General features: G+C 72.5%; 13 protein-coding genes. 8 read left to right on the plus strand and 5 right to left on the minus strand.

What is annotated here, in order from left to right:
- Positions 1–249: 249 nt before the first annotated feature.
- Positions 250–1,359: an alkaline phosphatase family protein gene (locus ACTIGN_RS06605; RefSeq protein WP_439622038.1), complete on the minus strand. Its 1,110-nt coding sequence runs from the start codon at positions 1,357–1,359 to the stop codon at positions 250–252.
- Between the two features lie 198 nt (positions 1,360–1,557).
- Positions 1,558–2,193: a thioredoxin family protein gene (locus tag ACTIGN_RS06610; protein WP_439622040.1), complete on the minus strand. Its 636-nt coding sequence runs from the start codon at positions 2,191–2,193 to the stop codon at positions 1,558–1,560.
- A gap of 502 nt (positions 2,194–2,695) precedes the next feature.
- Here ACTIGN_RS06610 and rpiA point away from each other — a divergent pair.
- The 4 genes from rpiA (at position 2,696) to ACTIGN_RS06630 (ending at position 9,883) form a co-directional block, all read left to right on the plus strand.
- Positions 2,696–3,370 carry a ribose-5-phosphate isomerase RpiA gene (gene rpiA, locus ACTIGN_RS06615; protein ID WP_439622042.1) on the plus strand — a complete coding sequence of 225 codons (675 nt, stop codon included), beginning with the start codon at positions 2,696–2,698 and terminating at the stop codon, positions 3,368–3,370.
- A 256-nt stretch (positions 3,371–3,626) separates the two neighbouring features.
- Positions 3,627–4,982, plus strand: a complete 1,356-nt coding sequence (locus tag ACTIGN_RS06620; protein WP_439622044.1) for a hypothetical protein — start codon at positions 3,627–3,629, stop codon at positions 4,980–4,982.
- A 223-nt stretch (positions 4,983–5,205) separates the two neighbouring features.
- Complete coding sequence (locus ACTIGN_RS06625; RefSeq protein WP_439622046.1) at positions 5,206–5,814, plus strand: RNA polymerase sigma factor; 609 nt, start codon at positions 5,206–5,208, stop codon at positions 5,812–5,814.
- Between the two features lie 490 nt (positions 5,815–6,304).
- Positions 6,305–9,883 carry a protein kinase domain-containing protein gene (locus ACTIGN_RS06630; RefSeq protein WP_439622048.1) on the plus strand — a complete coding sequence of 1,193 codons (3,579 nt, stop codon included), beginning with the start codon at positions 6,305–6,307 and terminating at the stop codon, positions 9,881–9,883.
- A 6-nt stretch (positions 9,884–9,889) separates the two neighbouring features.
- Here ACTIGN_RS06630 and ACTIGN_RS06635 read toward each other — a convergent pair whose 3' ends face one another.
- Positions 9,890–11,116, minus strand: a complete 1,227-nt coding sequence (locus ACTIGN_RS06635; RefSeq protein WP_439622050.1) for an outer membrane protein assembly factor BamB family protein — start codon at positions 11,114–11,116, stop codon at positions 9,890–9,892.
- A gap of 268 nt (positions 11,117–11,384) precedes the next feature.
- Between ACTIGN_RS06635 and ACTIGN_RS06640 the strand changes: the two genes are divergently transcribed.
- On the plus strand, positions 11,385–12,311 hold the full coding sequence (locus tag ACTIGN_RS06640) for a DUF1559 domain-containing protein (protein WP_439622052.1): 927 nt from the start codon (positions 11,385–11,387) through the stop codon (positions 12,309–12,311).
- 111 nt (positions 12,312–12,422) lie between these two features.
- Entirely contained in the window at positions 12,423–12,845 is a 423-nt protein-coding gene (locus ACTIGN_RS06645; RefSeq protein ID WP_439622054.1) for a hypothetical protein, read from the plus strand.
- Positions 12,846–12,966: 121 nt separating this feature from the next.
- On the opposite strand, the gene ACTIGN_RS06650 is transcribed toward ACTIGN_RS06645, so the two are convergent.
- Positions 12,967–14,076 carry an N-acetylglucosamine-6-phosphate deacetylase gene (locus ACTIGN_RS06650; RefSeq protein ID WP_439622056.1) on the minus strand — a complete coding sequence of 370 codons (1,110 nt, stop codon included), beginning with the start codon at positions 14,074–14,076 and terminating at the stop codon, positions 12,967–12,969.
- A 328-nt stretch (positions 14,077–14,404) separates the two neighbouring features.
- On the opposite strand from ACTIGN_RS06650, the gene ACTIGN_RS06655 reads away from it, so the two are divergent.
- A complete protein-coding gene (locus ACTIGN_RS06655; RefSeq protein WP_439622060.1) occupies positions 14,405–15,322 on the plus strand; it encodes a sigma-70 family RNA polymerase sigma factor in 918 nt (305 codons plus the stop codon).
- A gap of 400 nt (positions 15,323–15,722) precedes the next feature.
- Here the strand turns inward: ACTIGN_RS06655 and ACTIGN_RS06660 are convergent, their stop codons facing one another.
- Complete coding sequence (locus ACTIGN_RS06660; protein ID WP_439622062.1) at positions 15,723–17,192, minus strand: hypothetical protein; 1,470 nt, start codon at positions 17,190–17,192, stop codon at positions 15,723–15,725.
- Between the two features lie 546 nt (positions 17,193–17,738).
- Between ACTIGN_RS06660 and ACTIGN_RS06665 the strand changes: the two genes are divergently transcribed.
- Positions 17,739–19,031, plus strand: coding sequence for a beta-ketoacyl-[acyl-carrier-protein] synthase family protein (locus ACTIGN_RS06665; protein ID WP_439622064.1), 1,293 nt, complete (start codon positions 17,739–17,741; stop codon positions 19,029–19,031).
- Positions 19,032–19,156: the final 125 nt, after the last annotated feature.

The raw sequence follows: 19,156 nt of genomic DNA on the forward strand, positions 1-19,156 counted from the left end.
GCCCCCCGTCCGGGGGGAGAGGTCGCCGCGAGTCTTCGAGCGGCGGGTGAGGGGGTGCCACGCGTGCCGGTCACCGGGGAGGCGTGCCCGCCGGTGCAGGTGGAGTGCCCCCTCACCCACGACTCGCAGAGCCTCGTCGCGACCTCTCCCCCCGGACCGGGGGAGAGGTGTTGCCGCCGGCTTCTCGTTCCGCGTCACGGGCCGACCAGCGTCTACGAGGACGACCGTGTGCCGCCGCGTCGCTCGCCACTACGGCCCCGCCTTGACCGCCCCGGCGATGGGCTTGCCGGCCTTGGGGACTGCGGCGGCGTAGTCGTACCCCAGTGCGGCGGCGGCGGTCGCGGCCACCTGCGTCTGCGTGAACTCGGTGTCCGTCATTTCGCCGAGTGCGGGGGTGTCCGGCCCCAGGATCGCGAACCAGAAGAACTCCGCGCCGGCGACCTTCGCACCGTGGTTCTTCCACTCGACCGGCGCGTCGCCGCGGCCGTGGTCGGTGGTCACGATCAGCGTCGTCTTCCCCTTGTACTCGGGCAGCGACTGCACGGTCTCCCAGAGTTCCTTGAGGAAGGCGTCGTTCTTGTGCGCGCCGTGCAGCAGCCGGTCGTACCGCCCGGCGTGGCCCTGCGCGTCGGTCTCGTCGAAGCTGATGAACGCGACCCGCGGCTTCTTCGCCTTCAAGTAGAGCATCGCGGCGCGGAACGTGAAGGCGTCGTACCGGGTCTCCTCGCCGGCGAGCGGGGTCTCGGCCGTGAGTTGGTTGAGGAGCCGCACCTCGGGCGAGTCTGGCACGCCCTTGAGCGGCGCGTACCCGCCGTTCACCGGGACGCCGCTCCGCTTGTCGTTGATGATGTACGGGAACACCTCCCACGACGTGAACGCCGCGACCTTCCCCTCGAACTCGGGCTTCTTGTGGAGCCACTCCAGCACGGTCTCGTTGCGGTTGGGGAACTTGGCGTTGGTGTAGATGACCGGGTCCACGAACCCGCACAGCACCTCGCTGTACCCGGGGTACGACACGTTGTAGGTGTTGGTGACCCGGCCCACGCTCTTCTTCAGCTTGTTGCCGTGGACCTGCCCCTCTTTCGCGATGGTGCCCCAGAAGAACGGCATGAGCGCCGCGCGGCGCTCCTCGGGGGTGTCGCGCCAGAACCGCTTCTTGACGGCCGCGGCATCGGCGACCCCGCCGCGGGCCTTGTCGAGCAGCGCCTCGTCGGCACCGGTGAACAGGTCCTGCCACCTGAGGCCGTCGAGCATCACGACGATGACGTTCTCGGTCTTGGCTTGCTTGGGGTCATCCGCCGCGACTGCGGTTACGGTGACGGCGGCGACGAGTGCCGCGACGAGGGGCAGGGAACGCATGGTGTCGCTCGCGGTGCGAATGCAGAGAAGAGAGTTATCCACAGATTACGCAGAGGACGCAGATTTTCAGACAGCAGAGGACAGAAGTCAGAGATCAGTCGGACACCGGCCGTTTGCTGCTCTGCTCTCTGTCCTCTGTCTTCTGTCCGGAAATCTGTGTCCTCTGTGTAATCTGTGGATCACTCTCTTCTCTTCGGCTCACCTCTCCAGCGAGGTGGCGATCTTCGGGTGCAGCGCGGCGAGGTCGGCGTCGATCTGCTCCCGGGCCCGCAGCAGGCGGTCGGCGCTCGACTCCTCGGCGACCATCGGCGGGGCCGGCCGCACGGGGGCCGGGGGCGGGATCGCGGGCACCACCGGGACCGGGACCGGCACCGCCGGCGTCGTGGCCGACGCGGTGACGACCGCGGGGGCCGGCGGGTTCGGGGCCGGGGCCTTGCCGAGCAGCGCCGTGAGCTGGGGCACGTCGGCGTACCCCGCGTGCCGGCCCGCGACCTTCCCGTCGGGCGTCGCCAGCACCAGCGTCGGGAACCCGTCGATCCCGAGCATGCTGGTGAGCTTCTCGTACTTGTTCGCGTCGATCTTCACCGGGACGAACCGGTCGTTGAGCACCCGCACCACCTTCGGGTCGCGGAACGTGGTGCCGTCGAGCTTGCGGCACCACACGCACGCCTCGGTGCCGAAGTCGAGGAGCAGCGGCTTGCCGGTCTCGGCGGCCTCGCGGCGGGCCGCGGCGTAGTCGTGCCGCCACTTCACGTCCTGGGCGCTCGCGGGCGCCTGTGCGGCGAAGAAAACGACGAGAGCCGCCGCCGGGGCGGAGAGGTGCGGTCGCGGCATACGGGTGTGCTTCCTTGCACGTGGGCCGGCCCGGGGTCGGGCACAGGGCCGGGGAAATACCCGCCCCGGCCCGCCCGGTCAACGGGGGTTCGCCGGCCGGGCAGGGCGACGCGGTGTTTCACATCGGGTGGCTTGGGTTGTGCAACCACCCCCTCGCTTGCGCTCAGGGTTCGCCTGGAAACCGGGCGACTTCTTGGCGAACCCTGAGCGCAAGCGAGGGGGTGCTTCTCACTCCAGATTCAACCTCTGAGGTGCCCTGGCCGGCCGGGCGCACCTGGGGATCTGGGCGCCTTGCGTGGCGGGCGGGGGGCGTGAGTCCCCCGGTAGAACCGCGATCCTCACCCCACCGGGGGACTCACGTCCCCCGCCCGCCCGAATCCGCAGGGACGCCACCCGCGCCGGGAAACCAGTTGACTTCGCCCGGGTGCGGGCTGAAAGTGGCAGCACGTCGGTCCCGCGGGTCCGCGGGGCACGCACCACTCCCCTGGCAGAAGGTTCGCCGATGACGATCTACGAGCGGGCGCTGGACTTCGTCCCCGACGGGGAGGTGATCGGCCTCGGGTCGGGCCGCGCCGCGTGGGCGTTCGTGCGGCTCCTCGGCGAGCGGGTCCGGGCCGGGGCGATCCGCGTCCGCGGGGTGCCCACGTCCGACGAGACCGCCCGCCTCGCCGTCGAGTGCGGGGTGCCGCTCGCCGAACTCGCCGGGGCCGGCGAACTCGCCGTCACCGTGGACGGGGCCGACGAGGTGGACCCGAACCTCGACCTCATCAAGGGGTACGGCCGGGCGCTGCTCCGCGAGAAGGTCGTCGCCGCGGCGTCGCGGCGGCTCGTGATCCTCGTCGGCCAGGAGAAGCTCGTCCCGAAGCTCGGCACCCGCGGGAAGCTCCCGGTCGAAGTGGTGCCGTTCGCGGTGCCGCTGTGCGACCGGAAGCTCGTGGCGCTGGGGCTGTCGCCCGTCCTCTGGCGGAGCGGCGGGCAGCCCGGGGTCACCGACAATGGCAACCGCATCCTCGACTGCGGCACCGGCCCGATCGCCGACCCGGCCGCCCTCGACGCGGCCCTCCACGCGGTCCCCGGGGTCGCCGGGACCGGCCTGTTCGTCCGCATGGCCGGCACGGTTCTAGTCGGCGACGACAAGACGTTCGAGTTCATCGAGGAACGCACCCCCAGCCGCTAACACCAGACGCGGGTGATCGGTACCCGTGGTGCCTTCTTCTCTGTCCCTCTCCCCTTGCGGGAGAGGGTGGCCGCGCTTCGCGGCCGGGTGAGGGGTCGAGCCTCCCGGACTCAGCAGGCGCCACCCCTCACCCGCCGCTCGCGGACTCGCGGCACCCTCTCCCGCAAGGGAAGAGGGCAGGAACACACCACGGGTACGCTTCACCCGGAATCCGTATGACCCGCCCCGCCCGCCACCTCCCCCGAGGACCGCGACCGTGACTCCGCTGCTCCGCCCCCTCGCCCTTCTCGCGTGCGCCCTTGCTCTGCTGCCCGACGCACGCGCGCAGAAGCCGCCCTACGACACGTTCCCGGCCGCCGACGCGCCGTACTTCCGCGTCCGCTACGAGGCGTCGGACAAGCCCGACGAACTCCCCTTCGCGGTGAACTACACGGTCTGGGTGCCGCCGAACGTGAAGACCCTCCGCGGGGTGATCGTCCACCAGCACGGGTGCGGCGAGGGGTCGTGTAAGTCGGGCCTCACCGGCGCGTACGACCTGCACTGGCAGGCGCTCGCCCGGAAGCACGACTGCGCGCTGCTGTCCCCCGCCTACGAGCAGCCCGAGAAGGCCGACTGCCAGAAGTGGTGCGACCCGCGGAACGGCTCCGACGCGGCGTTCCGCAAGGGCCTCGCCGACCTCGGCGCGAAGTCCGGGCACCCGGAACTGGCGCAGGTGCCGTGGGTGCTGTGGGGCCACAGCGGCGGCGGGCACTGGGCCGGCGGGATGGTGCTGCTCCACCCGGACCGGGTCGCGGCCGCGTGGCTCCGGTCCGGCGTGCCGCTGCTGAAGGCCGAGCCGGGCCGCACCGGGATCAAGGCGCACGCGCTGCCCGACGCGGCGCTGGCGGTGCCGCTCATGTGCAACCTCGGCACCAAGGAGGGGGTCACCGTCAAGGGGGACCGGTTCTCGGGCGTGTGGCCGGCGAACGAGGCGTTCTTTAACGAGGTCCGCGGCAAGGGCGGGCTCGTCGGCGTCGCGGTGGACCCGCTGTCGAGCCACGACTGCGGAAACCAGCGGTACCTCGCGGTCCCGTGGCTCGACGCCTGCCTGACGGCCCGGCTCCCGAAGGCACCCGGCGACCCGCTGCGGACCGTGCCGGCCGACGCCGCGTGGCTCGCCCCGGTCCTCGGCGGCGACCCGCTCCCGGCCGCGAAGTTCGCCGGCGAGCCGCTCAAGGCCGCGTGGCTCCCGAACGAGGCGGTCGCGAAGGCGTGGGCGCAGTACGTCAAGGACACGAAGGTCGCCGACGCGTCGCCGCCCCCGGCCCCGACCAACCTGGCGGTGAAGGGGAACGTGCTGACGTGGGCCGCCGAGGCCGACCTGGAGAGCGGGCTGGCGGCGTTCGTGATCGAGCGCGACGGGAAGGTGCTGGCGACGGTCCCGGACCCGGGGAAGAACCCGTTCGGCCGCCCGGTGTTCCAGGGGCTCCAGTACAGCGACACGCCGTCGCAGCCGCTGGTCCCGCTGAAGTACACCGACGCGACCGCCCAGGCCGGCAAGCCGCACACCTACCGCGTCACCGCCGTGAACACCGCGGGGCTGAAGTCGGCCCCGAGCGCCGAAGCGAAGTGAGGTGGTGAGTTCGGTGGGGCAGGCATTCTTGCCTGCCTCGTGAGGCGATTGGCGGCAGGCAAGAATGCCTGCCCCACGAGAATAGAAGCGAAGCCCGGAGCTTCGGCAGCACGGCCCCCGGCACGCCCGGGGGCCGCGTCGCTTACGGCGGGCCGCACGGTCGGTTGACGCGCCGGCGGGGGCCGCGGACAATGGCGGGAACCCCGTGGAGCGCCCAGGACCGATGGACACGCCCGCCGCACGCACCAGCGTCACCCTGCTCGCGCGCCTCGGCGGCGCGAGCGCGGACGCGGCCGCGTGGGAGGAGTTCCTCCGCCGGTACGGCCCGCAGGTGCTCGGGTGGTGCCGGCACTGGAACCTCCAGGCCGCCGACGCCGAGGACGTCGCCCAGGACGTGCTCCTGCGGGTGTCGAAGCAGATGCGCACGTTCCGGTACGACCCCGGGCGGAGCTTCCGCGGGTGGCTCAAGACCGTCGCCCGCGCCGCGTGGAGCGACTGGCTCGACGCCCGGCGCCGCGCGGTCCTCGGGAGCGGCGACACCGGCGTGCGGACCGCCCTCGAATCGGTCGAGGCCCGCGACGACCTGGTCGTGCGGCTCGAAGCCGAGTTCGACCGCGAGCTGCTCGACACCGCGGCCGCCCAGGTCCGGCTCCGGGTCGACCCGAGGACCTGGGACGCCTTCTCGCTGACCGCGATCGACGGCCTCTCCGGGGCCGAGGCGGCGGCGCAACTCGGGATGAAGGTCGCCGCGGTCTACGTCGCCAAGGGCCGGGTCCAGAGGATGCTCCAGGACGAGGTCCGGTCGCTCGACCTCGAAGAGGCCGCGGGGTGAAGGGCCGCGCTCGACGCAGACCGGCCGGAGCCTGCCGCTCTTCGCGTTCCCAAGCAGCGGGCGGGACGCCCGCGGCCCCAGGCTCCGACCTGCCACCGTGGAGTGGGACCGGCGAGCCCCACCTCGCCCCCGGTCTCGGGGGAGAGGTCGCGACGAGGCTCTGCGAGTCGCGGGTGAGGGGGCCGGCGTGAACCTTGCTCCGGCGCGGCTCGCGTGCCCGGCGATGTCCCGGCGTGGTTCCCCCTCACCCGCCGCGAAGCGCGGCGACCTCTCCCCCCAAACGGGGGGCGAGGTGTTGCCCCTGCGCCTCTCCTCAGCGGTGCGGGCGGACGAGCGCGGCGCGACACCGGCGAGCCCCACCTCGCCCTGTTCCGACGGGGAGAGGTCGCGACGAGTCCGCGAGTCGCGGGTGAGGGGCACCACCTTCACCACTCCGCGAGCGCTTCGAGTTTCGTGGTTCGAATTTCCAGCAACGGGTGGTGGGGCCGCGATGACCGAGTGCCCGACGGCGGACCAGTTGCGGCGGCTCCTCGACGCGGCGCTGCCCGGCCCCGAACAGGCCGCGGTCGAGGGCCACGTCGACCACTGCGCCGCGTGCCAGGAGTCCCTCGAACAGCTCACCGCCGGGCCGCTGCCGCGGGCGAAGCCCGGGTGGGTCGATCCGCTCGCGAGCACGTTCCTCGCCCGGGTCCAGGCGCGGTCGCCGGTCCCGGGGCTGGGGGCCACCGGCGCGTGGCGCGACGACGCCCCCGTTCCGCCCCCGGACGTGCCCGGGTACGACGTCGAGGGCGAACTCGGCCGCGGCGGCATGGGGGTCGTCTTCAAGGCCCGGCACCGCCGCCTGAACCGCACGGTCGCGCTCAAGGTGCTCACCGAGGGCGGGCTCGCCGACCCGGGCGTGCGGACCCGGTTCCTCATCGAGGCGGAGGCGGTCGCGCAGCTCCGGCACCCGCACGTCGTCCAGGTGTACGAGTTCGGCGAGCACGCCGGCCGCCCGTACCTCGCGATGGAGTACGTGGACGGCGGGAACCTCGCCGAGCGGCTCGCGTCCGGCCGCCGGTTCACCCCGACCGAGGCCGCGGAGCTGGTCGCCGCGACGGCCGACGGGGTCGCCGCGGCCCACGCCAAGGGCATCATCCACCGCGACCTGAAGCCGAGCAACATCCTGCTCAGTGCGGAACACGGAACGCGGGGTTCGGAGCCGAAGGCCCCCGACCCGCCGGGCCGCGGGGCTTCAAGTTCCGCCCCCCGCACCACGCACCCCGCGTGCTTCCCGCTGGTCGCGGACTTCGGCATCGCCCGCGTCGGCCAGTCGCACGTCACCGCGACCGGCGAGGTGCTGGGCACGCCGAGCTACATGGCCCCGGAACAGGCCGCCGGTAAGACCCGCGAGGTCGGCACCGCGACCGACGTGTACGGCCTCGGCACCATCCTCTACGAGCTACTCACCGGGCGGCCGCCGTTCGAGGGCGAGACCGCGGTCGGCACGCTCCAGATGGTCGTCCACGCGCTGCCCCGCGCCCCCCGGGCCGTCGCGCCGAACGTGCCGCGCGACCTCGACACGATCTGCCTGAAGTGCCTGGAGAAGAGCCCGGCGAACCGGTACCCGACCGCGGACGCGCTGGCGGCCGACCTGCGGGCGCACCTCGACGGCCGCACCATCGTCGCCCGCCCGGCCCGGTCGTGGGAGCGGGCCGTCCGGCTCACCCGCCGCAACCCGGTCCCGGCCGCCGCGCTGGCGGCCATCGCGGCCACCACGCTCGGCGCGCTCGTGTGGGTCAACGAGGCCCGGCGCGAGGAGGCCGCGGCCCGCCGGGGCGAGGAGGCGGCCCGGCGGACCGCCCAGGACAACGAGCGCGACGCGGTCCTCGCCAAGAACCTCGCCGAGCGCGGCGCGGCGCTGACCGCGTTCGAGCGGGCCGTGTCGCTGTGCGAGGCCGGGAGCGTCGCCGCCGGCCTCGACGAGTTCGCCCGCGTCGCGGTCCTGAGCGAGCGGGCCGGGGACGCGGAACTCGCCGCGGTGGTTCGCCGGAACGTCGCCGCCTGGGAGGACCACCGCCCCCGCGAGGTCCGGCGGTTCGACCCGCCCGACCCGGCCCGCCCCGTGACCGCCGCACTGTTCGTCGACGACGGCCGGGTGCTCGTCACCGCGAGCCGCCGCGGCGGGCCGGTCCGCGTCTGGCCGGTCGAGGGTCCGGTGCCCGGCGGGAGGCCGGCCCACGAACTCGCGGCCCCGGACCCGGAGCGGCCCGGCGTCGTCGGCCTGTTCCCGGCCCCCGGGGGCCGCGTGACCGCCGTCTACGAGTCGGGCCACGTGGTCGAGTGGGAGCCGCAGACCGGGGAGCGCGTCCGCCAGGACCTCGCGTTCGACGGGGCGTCGCCGGTCCGGGCCGCGGGGGCGACCGCGCCGGGCCGCGACGGGTCGGGCCGACTGGTCGCGGCCGGGCACGAGGACGGCACGTTCCGCCTGTGGGACGCGGACCGCCGCGCGTTGCTGATCGGGCCGGGCGACACGCCGGTGTTCCCGCACCACTTTCGCGGCCCCAAGAAGTTGCAGCGGTTCCCGAGCGGGCCGGCCGCCCCCGCCCCCGCCCCGCCCGGTGCGGTCTCCGCGATCGACTTCGGTGACATGGGCAACATGCTCCTGACCGCGGGCGAGACCGAGGGGGTCATCCTCCACGGGTTGCCGGTGCCGGCGACCGGGCGCGTGGGCGACCCGATCGTGGACGGCAAGATCGACGGCCGCACCCCGTACCACCAGTTCGACCTGGGCGGGGCCGTGTTCCGGCTCCTCGTGAGCCCGGACCGGCAGCACTTCCTGGCCGGCGGCGCGACGGCCGTGAGCCTGTGGACGATCCACGAGCGGGACCGGCCGCTGTGGACCCACGGGCACCCGGACCGGGTCACGGCGCTGGCGTTCGGCCCCGACGGCCGCGCGTGCGCCAGCGCCGACCGCGGGGGCACCGTGCGGTGCTGGGACGTGCAGTCCGGCGACTTCCGCGCGCAGCTGAACTTCGCGGAGCCGGTCGCGGCGCTGTGCTTCCCCGCAAAGACCCCGAACGCGCTGCTGGTCGGCAGCGAGAGCGGCACGTCGGCGCTGTGGCGGCTCCCGCTGCTGGCCGAACTCGCGGAGCGGCCGGCCGAGCCGCGGCCGGTCGGCCCCGGGGTCGTGATCCGCATCGGCTCGAACCCGGACCAAGCGGTGCGGGCCGGGTTCGACCCCCGGCGGCGGGGCGAGTGGACCGCCACCCCGCGGCGGCTCCTGTTCTGGCCGCCCGACAACGCGCCGCGGTCCGCGATCGTGCCCAACGACAACGAGACGCTCCTGATCGACGCCGCGTCGGTGAGCCCCGACGGCAAGGTCGCGCTCGTCGCGGTCGCCGGCCGGCCGACGTTCTCGGTGTGCGACCTGACCGGCCCGAAGGTGGCGTTCAAGCGGGTGCCCGCGGCCGGCGTTTCGCGGACCGGGTTCCTGACCGCGACGACGTTCTTCACGATCTCCGAGGGGGCCGCCGGGGAGTTCGGTCTGTGGGCGCTGGACGGCGAGAAGGGGGCGGGGCGGCGCGCGGCGTGGCCGGTCGCCGGGGTGACGTGCGCCGCCCCGCACCCCGACGGCACGAGCGTGCTGCTCGGCGTCGCCGGGAGCGAGCGGGTGGCGTTCCGGGACGTGATGAGTGGGAAGGAGACCGGCACGGCGTTCCGGCACCCGGGGGCGACGGCGGTGGCCGTCGACCCCGGCGGGCGGTGGGCGGCGACCGCCGGGGCGGGGCAGGGGGTCCGCGTGTGGCCGCTGCCCGGGGACCGGCCCGTCGAGCGGTCCCCGCTGCACGCCGACCGGGTGAACGCGCTGGCGTTCGGGACCGGGCCGTCGGCCGGGGTGCTGGCGACCGCGAGTTCGGACGGCACCGCCCGGTTCTGGGACGCGCGGACCGGCCACCCGCTCGGGCCGCCACTCCGGCACCCCGAGGCGGTGCTGTCGGTCGCGTTCGACCCGGCCGGCGAGCGGGTGATCACCGGGTGCCGCAACGGGTACGCCAAGGTGTGGCCGGCCCCGCGGGCCGCGCCGTGATCTGGGTCACTTCCCGATGCGGGCCAGCGCGCTGTCGGTGCGGACGACGAACGCGCCCTCGACCGCGGCGACGCCGTACACCTTCCCCGTGATCGGCAGCTTGTTCCGGGCGAGTTCCTCGAACTCGGTGCCGGCCTTCGCGACGACGCACACGCCGTCGCGGGTGAAGAAGTACACGCGGCCCGCCCCGCCGACCGGCGACGCCCAGCACGACGCCGGCAGCCGCACGTCCCAGTGATCCTTTCCGGTCTTCGCGTCGACGCACGCGGCGACCCCCTCGCGGCTCACGGTGTACGCGAGGCCCTTGTAGACGAGCGGCGAGCCGAACGAACTCGTCGCGCCGCTCGACCGCCACGCGACCCGCTTGTCGGCGCCCGCCTCGGGGTCGAGCCGCACGACCATCTGCGAGGCCTTGTCGCTCGCCCCCATCAGCGCCATGTCGCCGAACACGGTGGGCGAGGCGACCGTGTTCCCCTTGAGCCCGTCGACCTCCCAGAGCCGCTTGCCGGTCTTCACGTCGAACCCGGCCGCGAGCCCGCTGGACGTCACCAGTGCCGTGAGCGCGTCGCCGGCCTTCACGACCGCCGGCGACGACCACGACGAGCCGAAGGCGTCCTCGGTGCGCCACCGGTCCTTGCCCGTGGCGGCCTCGACCGCGAGGAGGTACGGCGACTTCGCCTGCGCGACCAGCACGAGCACCGCGTCGCCCGCGAGCACCGGCGACGTGCCGAGCCCGTGCGGCCCGACGAACGGGCCGAAGTCCTTCACCAGCGAGCGGGTCCAGAGTTCCTTGCCGTCGTGGTCGAGGGCGATCAAGTCGCCGCTCTCGAACAGGGCGACCACGCGGTCCGCGGTCGCAACCGGCGTCGGCGCGCCCTTGCTGACGTACTCCGAGGTCTTCACCTTGATCGCGCCGGCGAACGTCTTCTTCCACACCTGCTTGCCGGTCGCGAGGTCGAAGCAGAGGACGTGCAGGGTGTCCTTGAACTCGCCCTCGACGCTGGTGACGAACACCTTGTCCTTCCACACGACCGGGCTCGACTGCCCGAACCCCGGAAGCTCGGCGGTCCACGCGACGTTCTCGGTCGCGGACCACGCGAGCGGCAGCTCTTTTGCTTCGGAGACGCTGTCGCCGGTGCCGCGGAACGCGGGCCACGCGTCCGGCGGCGCGGCGGCCGTGACGACCGCGGGCACAACGACAACGAGGGCGATCAGGAGCGGGGCGTATCGCATGGCACGGGTCCGGAGTTGGGAACCGGCCCACCGCCGGGCCGCACGGGTTATCGTATCCGCCGGCGCTCCGGGGAGCGCGACCGACACCCGGCTGCATCACTTGGAGAAGTGTTAGTAATTTGAATTTAATAAGAACTGGTAGAAATGTTTAATCTGTTAGGGTACTCCCACCCCTTTGCACGAATAATATGAATGAGGATCGGCTGGTTATTTCGGTGCCAGCACCGATCGTAATTGTTCTCACCTATTTCTCCTCTTTGAGGTAATCATGCCTCTCCGCAAGATTCTCCGGTCGCGGGCCGGGTTCACACTGATTGAACTCTTGGTGGTCATTGCCATCATCGCGATTCTGATCGGGCTGTTACTGCCCGCGGTGCAGAAGGTGCGCGAGGCCGCGGCCCGCATGAAGTGCGCGAACAACCTCAAGCAACTCGGCATCGCGTACCACGGGTACCACGACTCGATCCAGCAGTTGCCCCCGGCGGTCATGGGCGACAAGTACGCGACGCACTTCGTTCTGATCCTGCCCTATATCGAGCAGGGCAACCTGTACAACAAGTTCAACCTCGCAGCGGAGATGACGTCCGGCACCAACAACACCCAGCTCCTGGCGAACGAATCGGTCGTGAACACGTTCCTCTGCCCGAGCATCCGCGGCAGCGGGAACGCCATGACCACCCTCGGGCCGGCGACGGACTACGTCGCGACCGGGAACCGGGAGGGGTCGCAGGACGCCGACCGGTTCGAGGCGAGCTCGGCCGAGCACTGGGGCATGCTGATCTACCCGACCGACCCGCTGCCGACCGCCGGGAACACCGGCCGCAAGAGCCGCACCTCGTTCGCCAGCGTCACCGACGGGCTCTCGAACACCACGCTGCTGGGCGAAAAGCACGTCCCCGCGAGCGGCCTCGGCAAGGTCGCCAACGTGGGCGAGGGCACCTGGGGCTACTGGCACGTCAGCGATTACAAGACGTGGATGGTGGTCCGGAACGCGAAGGCTACCCTGGGGACGGGGCCGAAAGACGACGACCCGGCAACGCGCTACCAGACGAAGCTCGGCAGTTGGCACACCGGCGTGTGCCAGTTCGTGTTGGGCGACGGCAGCGTGCGGAGCGTGAACAACAGTACCAGCACGGAGGCGACGCTCCTCGCCGCCGACCGCCGCGACGGGCGCGCCGACAACCCGCTCCCGTAACGGCCCGCCGAGGTCCCGACGCACCGAGCGAGCAGCCGCCCCGGCACCGGCCGCGGGCGGCTGCTCGCTTACGCCCCACTTCGCCCGCCACACACACAAGCAAGGCACACCATGACACGGTTCACACCCTCCCCGCGCCGGCTCGCGCTGCTCGCCGCCTGCGCGCTCACGCTCCCAATCGCCGGCTGCGGCAACAGCCTGGAGCCCGTCACCGGGAAGGTGGTGTACGACGACGGCAGCCCGGTCCAGGGCGGGTCGGTCACGTTCAACAGCAAGACCAAGGGGGTGAACGCCTCCGGCGCGATCGCGGGCGACGGCACGTTCGCACTGAAGTTCGGCGACGGCCAGGGCGCGCCGGCGGGCGACTACAAGGTGGTCGTCGTGGGCAAGGACACCGGGTACGGGAACCCGCCGACCGTGGACGAGGTGTACGGCGACCCGGTGAAGACGCCGCTGACGCAGGAGATCGTCGCGGGGAAGAACGACGTCACCATCACAGTCAAGCGCCCCCCGGCCGCGAAGGCGCCGCGCTGAGGGCGGCATCTTGAGCCCCGCAGCCGCGGAGGCCGGCCCCGACAAACCAAGCGCTTTCTGCCAGGTAGGGGCCGCCCTCGGTGGCGGCCCGCCAACCCGCGACACACGTCGTGAAACCGCACTACACCGTCCCCGTCACCCGCAGGTCGCCGCCGGGCTCGTAGTCGAAGAACACCAGGTCGGCCGGCTGGCCCGGGTCGAGCGTGTGGACCGGCAGGCCGAGCAGTTGCCGCGGGCGGGCGGTCGCCATGTCGATCGCGTCGCCGAGGGTCACCCCCGCGGCGCGAACGAGCGGGCCGATGCACGCGTCGGTGAACCGCCCGCTGCCGGCCAGGAACGGCGTGCCCGCCACCACGATCTTCCCGCTCGGGAGCACCTCCAGGTCCGCGCCCCAAGCCGTGTACCGGCCCGGCGGGCTCCCCGCGAGGCTCCCGGCGTCGCACGTCACCAGGGTGCGGGCCACCCCCTTCGAGCGCACGACGCACTTCACGACCGCCGGCGGCAGGTGGTGCCCGTCGGTGATGATGCTCGCCCACAGCCCGTCGTTGGCGAGTTGCTCCCAGACGTAGTTGTCGTGCCGCGGGAGCACCGCGTGCGCGCCGTTGCCGAGGTGGGTGCTCGTTCGCGCGCCGGCGGAAACGGCGTTGCGAATCTGCTGGCCGGTCGCGGCGGTGTGGCCGATGGCGACGACGACGCCGCTCGCCGCGAGCTTCTCGATGAACGCCAGCGCGCCGGCCCGTTCCGGCGCGAGCGTGACCATCCGAATCCGCCCGCCGGCCGCGTCCTGCCAGCGGCGGAACTCGTCCCAGTTCGGGTCGCGGGCGTGTTCGAGCGGGTGCGCGCCGCGCGCGCCGTCCTCGCTCGAGATGTACGGCCCTTCGAGGTGGAACCCCGGGAGCCGCCGCGCGAGTTCCGGGTCCGCGTCGACGGCGCGCGCGAGCGTCGAGAACCCGTGCGTGAACGCGGCGTCGCTGGTGGTTACCAGGGTCGGGAGGAACGCGCCGATGCCGTGCTTCAAGCACGTCGCGATGACCGCGCGGACCTCGTCGGCGGTGAGCGCGGGCGAGTTGAAGCTGATCCCGAGGCACCCGTTGATCTGCGGGTCGCAGAACGCCGGCGCGACCCACCGCGTCGGGTTCTCGTGCGACTCGGCGACCGCAGCGATTCGGCCGCCCTCAACGGAGATCGCGACCGGCCGGCCGGTGGCGTAGTGTCGCGCGTGGTAGGTCATGGCGTGCGTCCCGGGGCAGGGGGCCGGTTTTGGCGGCCGCGCGGGGAACCGTAGAATAATCTGGCCCGCGGCCGCGCGGAATCCGTGTCCTGTCAACGGAGCCCGAATCGCATTACCGGAACGGAGGAGTTTCGAGGTTCGAGTTCAGAGTTGCGGTTTCCGCCGGAGCGCACCCGGACCGGAACCGAACTCGAAACCTTCAACTCGAAACGCGAAACTCCTGGCGTCGGAGAGTAAGAGTCTTCGCCCCGGGTGGTGTGATATGAATGCGGCCGCGCTGGCAACACGCTCTCGACCCGGGACGGCATTCGTGACGACTCCTCCAACCGTGCCGGCACTCACAACCGCGGACCGCGGCCGCGCGGCGCTCCTGTACCACTTCGTCCGGCTCCAGGTGCCGGCGGTCCGCGTCCCCGAGGCGAAGTTCCTCGCGCACCTCGAACGGTCGTACCGCATCCTGCTGCCGAAGAGCCCCGAGCCGGTCCCGTTCGCCGCGTTCCTCGAAGGGCTGTACGCGGTCGACTGGGCCGTGTGCGTCGGGTGCCTCGAGGGGCAGAACGCCGCGTGGGAGCTGCTGTTCGGCGCCCGCACGGGCCGCAGCGACTGCCTCCTGGTTGACGCGCTGCGGGCCAGGGCGGTCCGCCTGTACCCGCGGGACGAGGAGCGCCAGGACACGGCCGTCACCGAGTTCTGGAGCAACCTGATCGCCCCCGAGTCGGACGACGCGCTGCCGGTGCTGGCCCGGTACGACGGGCACCGCCCGCTCGCCCCGTGGCTCATCCGCGTGTTCCAGAACTGGCACCTGTCGAAGCTCCGCCAGAACTCCGGCGTGACGGCGCTGCCGGACGACGACTACGCGATCCCGATGGACCCGGCGCGCTCGACCGCCGACACGGCCCCGCGGTGGCACGACGCCTTCGTGCAGGCGGCCCGCGAGTGGCTCAACGCCATCGACGACGAGGAGCGGCTGCTGCTCGGGCTGCGGTGGCGGTACCGGATGAGCCAGCGGGACGCGGCGAAGCTGTTCGGGCTGAACGAGGGCACCCTCACCCGCCGGACCGACAAGCTCCGCGACAAGGCGCTGGAGCAGATCGGCGGGAGGCTCGTGGCCGACGGGTGGACCGGCGACGACCTGGAGGGGTTCGTGCTGACCGAACTCGGCGCGCTGCTGACCGACGACCCGCGGCTCTCGGCCGACAACCTCGGCCGCATCCTCGCCGCTAAGGGGAAGGCGCTCCCGGCGTAGAGAATGAAGAGTGTTGATCCGCAGATTACGCAGATGGACGCAGATTCGAAGACAGAAGAGCAGTAGTGACAGCAGAGCAGAGAGCGATCCACAGATTACACAGAAGACACAGATTTTAGAGACAAGAAACTGATGTGGTGAAATCGTCCGCCTCACGCGGGCCGCCACGGAGGACGGCCCCTACCAGAGGCTTGGTTTGTAGGGGCCGCCCTCCGTGGCGGCCCGCCAACCACTGCGGGCATGCCCCAAGAGGATTTCAACAAAGCGACAAAAACCAGAGGACAGAAGTCAGCGATCAGTCGAATACTGGCGGCACCAGCTTCGGTTCTCTGTCTTCAAATCCGCGTCCATCTGCGTAATCTGCGGATCACTCCTCTTCGGATCACTCCTCTTCGCCCGGTCACGGCAGCGGCACGTCGTCGAGCGCGAACGGCACCTCGACCGTCACCAGCTTCGGCCCCACGACCGCCAGCTTCGCCGGGAGCCCTTGGCCCGGGCGGAACGTCATCGTGTACGTGTGCGTCAGGAACGTGCCGTCGTTGCTGAAGCTCGTCGAGGCGCTGCTCGCCGCCGGGAGCGGCTGGCCCGCGGCGTCGTAGGCCTCCACCCGGTTCCCCTGGCCCCCGGGCCGCGGGGCCTCCGGCCACCCGAAGTTGTTGAACCCCCGCTTGCGGGCGGTGAGCCCGAAGTCCGACGGGTGCTCCAGTTGCACCCTCACCGTGCCCAGGCCGCCCGGCCCCGGCGCGGCCCTGACCTCCAGCACCGTGAACCGCACCTCGCCCGGCCCCTCGAACGCCGCATTCAGCCGCTTCTCCGGGTGCTCGACCACGATCAACTGCTGGTTCGGCACCTGGACCTCCGCGAACACCGACCCCTCCAGCCGCTTCAGCGACCGGGCCGACGGGGTGCCCAGCCTCAGCGGCACGGTCACGACCCGCGCGTTGGGGAGCGACTCGGGCGGGATCGAGTTCCCGTTGGCGTCGAACCGCAGCGCCACGCCGGGGCGGGCGAACACGACCGTGCCGGTCGGGTCGTGCGTCGGCGTCGGGTTCTTCTCGGTCCCGGCCCCGCCGGCCCGGCCCTCCGAGTCGATCACCTTGTGGACCTTCACGCCGACGACCTCCTGCCAGCCCAGGCCCGGGACGGGCGTCACGTCGAGGGCCAGCGTCAGGTCGCCGGTGCCGAGCGTGACCCGGTGGCCCGGGAACGCCGCCGGCAGAACGAGCACCCGCACCGCGCCCGACCGGGTGCCGGCGAGTCGGTCCGGCGCGCCGTCGATCAGGACGACGGGCACCGCCTCGGCGCCCGGGGCCGCCGGCGGGGGCACGAACCCGCGGCGCATCGAGGACGGCTTCGGAACGTCGACGTCGGTCCGGAACGCCTCGCGGACCCCGGCGGCGGCGCAGAACGCCTCGAGCGCCTCCCACACGGGGAGTTCGCCCGTCACGCACGTGACCTTGCGGAGCGGGTTCTCGACCCGCAGCGGGTCGAGCGTCACGTTCAGCCCGGTACGGGTCCTCAGGTCGTTGAGCGCCGAGCCGAGGGGCACGTCGCGGTACTCGAGCGCGACGCGGCGGGCCGCGAGGCGGGCCCGGCTCTCGGACAGCCGCGTCAGCCGGGTGAGGAGCGCCTGGGCGCGGTCCCGGGCCTCCGGGCTGCTCCCGTTGGCCGCGGCCCGCAGCGCCGGGATCGCGGCGGCCCCGAGCCGCTCCAGGGCGGCCGACGCGGCCTCGCGCTCGGCGAACTGCTCCGACCCGAGTTGCTCGGCGAGGCCCGCGGGGGTCGGCGGCGGCGGCGGCGCGGCCCCGGACGCGGCCGCGAACGCGATGCCCAGGCCACACGCCCCGACCGCAGCAATCAACCGCCCCATGGTGCGCCCTTCCGTTCCCAGGTGTCGCTCCATCCTACCCCCGCCGCGGCCCGCGGCACAACAATCCGCTCCGCAATCGCCCGGCCCCGGCCGCGGGCGCCCCGCCCGCGGCGCGCGACTCTGCCGGTCGCGCGAGCGGGGCCGCCATTGCGACCCTGCGGGTGACGGGGTAGTGCGTGAAGCCCGGCGAGCCACGCAAGATGGCCCGACGTGTGCGTCGATGTCCAGAAGTTGGGAACGTGGCAAGTTGGGTCGGGACCGCTGGTCCGTTTATTCCGCCTTTGCCGCGCCCGAGTGCGGGGCCGGGTGGGCGGACTGGGCCGTTTACGCCTGGAGGATTGCATGAGAGACGTGCGCGGCCTAAACTCACAGAAGATGGGGGAGTTGGGAAGTGTGGGTCAAGTTCCCGTCCGCGCCCGCCGACAACCGGTTCCCACCCCCTCCCCCGGCCCGCGTGTTCGGATCAGGGTCGGGACCGAGGGCGCGACGGATTGCGAGTTCGATCCGCACGATTCGTCGTGCGGTCGGGGCGTGCGGGGTCGTGTCATGCGCCGTGTCGTCATATCCGGGATCGGGGTCGTGGCACCGAACGGCGTGGGCCGGGAGGCGTTCTGGAACGGGTGCGTCGACGGCCACAGCGGCGTCGGGCCGATCCGCTCGTTCGACCCGTCGAACCACCCCATCAAGATCGCCGGCGAGGTCCACGACTTCGACCCGGAGCCGTACCTCCCGGCCCGGTTCCGCAAGTCGGTCAAGGTGATGGGCCGGGCCGCGCGGTTCGGGGTCGGGGCCGCCGGGCTGGCCGTGGCCGACAGCGGGCTCACCCCGGACAACATGGACCCGGAGCGGCTCGGCGTCGTCATGGGGGCCGGGCTCATCCCGATGGACCTCGGCGAACTCGCGCCGATGCTGGCCCGCGCGTGCCAGGAGACCGGCGAGTTCGACCCGAGCCGGCTCGCCGACCCGGGCCGGGCCGACTCCCCGCTGTTCCCGCTGTGGCTCCTGAAGTACCTGCCGAACATGGCCGCGGCGCACATCTCGATGGCGTACAACTGCCAGGGGCCGAACAACACCGTGGTGACCGCGTGCGTCGCCGGCACCCAGGCCGTGGGCGAGGCGTACCGGCTCGTGTCCCGCGGGGACGCCGACGTGATGCTCGCGGGCGGGGCCGACAGCCGCATCGACCCGCTCATGCTCCTCGCGTACACCGCGCTGGGCACGCTGAGCAAGCAGACGAACCTGGCCCCCGAGGCCCGGTCCCGGCCGTTCGACCGGCTCCGCGACGGGTTCGTCATCAGCGAGGGGGCGGCGGTCCTCGTGCTCGAGGAGTACGAGCGCGCGAGGGCCCGCAACGCGACGATCTACGCCGAGGTGCTCGGCTGGGGCAGCACGTTCGACGCGTACTCGGTGACCAAGCCGGACCCGGACGGTCGGGGCGGCGCGCGGGCGATCCAGAGCGCCCTCACGGAAGCGCACGTGGACCACCGCGACATCGGGTACATCAACGCGCACGGCACCAGCACGAAGCTGAACGACGCGATGGAGACGGCGGCGGTGAAGCGGGTGTTCGGCGACCGGGCGAAGACGGTGCAGTTGTCGTCGATCAAGTCGATGATCGGGCACTCGATCGGGGCGAGCGGGGCCATCGAGGCGGCGGCGCTGGCGCTGAGCCTGCACACCCAGGTGTACCCGCCGACGATCAACCTGACGAACCCGGACCCGGCGTGCGACCTGGACTACATCCCGAACACGGCCCGCGAGGGGAAGGTCCGGTACGGGCTCTCGACGAGCTTCGGGTTCGGCGGGCAGAACGGCGCGCTGGTCATGGCCGCGGTGTGAGACCGACCCGGCGGCGCCCTGCCGGGTCCGGGCGAGCGGGGGGCGTGATACCAGATCCGATTGAACCGGAACCGTGGTGGTCGGATCCGAGCCCGAGCGCCGAGCGAGGGTTCACGTTGCCCCTC

This window comes from Gemmata sp., assembly GCF_051859125.1.
Classification (GTDB): domain Bacteria; phylum Planctomycetota; class Planctomycetia; order Gemmatales; family Gemmataceae; genus Gemmata.

What these genes read in the sequence shown, in the direction of transcription:
- ACTIGN_RS06630 (WP_439622048.1), top strand. Translation starts at nt 6,305, where the DNA reads ATGACCGAGTGCCCGACGGCGGACCAGTTGCGGCGGCTCCTCGACGCG.
- rpiA (WP_439622042.1), top strand. Translation starts at nt 2,696, where the DNA reads ATGACGATCTACGAGCGGGCGCTGGACTTCGTCCCCGACGGGGAGGTG.
- ACTIGN_RS06605 (WP_439622038.1), bottom strand. Translation starts at nt 1,359, where the DNA reads ATGCGTTCCCTGCCCCTCGTCGCGGCACTCGTCGCCGCCGTCACCGTA.
- ACTIGN_RS06660 (WP_439622062.1), bottom strand. Translation starts at nt 17,192, where the DNA reads ATGGGGCGGTTGATTGCTGCGGTCGGGGCGTGTGGCCTGGGCATCGCG.
- ACTIGN_RS06625 (WP_439622046.1), top strand. Translation starts at nt 5,206, where the DNA reads ATGGACACGCCCGCCGCACGCACCAGCGTCACCCTGCTCGCGCGCCTC.
- ACTIGN_RS06635 (WP_439622050.1), bottom strand. Translation starts at nt 11,116, where the DNA reads ATGCGATACGCCCCGCTCCTGATCGCCCTCGTTGTCGTTGTGCCCGCG.
- ACTIGN_RS06665 (WP_439622064.1), top strand. Translation starts at nt 17,739, where the DNA reads ATGCGCCGTGTCGTCATATCCGGGATCGGGGTCGTGGCACCGAACGGC.
- ACTIGN_RS06640 (WP_439622052.1), top strand. Translation starts at nt 11,385, where the DNA reads ATGCCTCTCCGCAAGATTCTCCGGTCGCGGGCCGGGTTCACACTGATT.
- ACTIGN_RS06645 (WP_439622054.1), top strand. Translation starts at nt 12,423, where the DNA reads ATGACACGGTTCACACCCTCCCCGCGCCGGCTCGCGCTGCTCGCCGCC.
- ACTIGN_RS06650 (WP_439622056.1), bottom strand. Translation starts at nt 14,076, where the DNA reads ATGACCTACCACGCGCGACACTACGCCACCGGCCGGCCGGTCGCGATC.
- ACTIGN_RS06610 (WP_439622040.1), bottom strand. Translation starts at nt 2,193, where the DNA reads ATGCCGCGACCGCACCTCTCCGCCCCGGCGGCGGCTCTCGTCGTTTTC.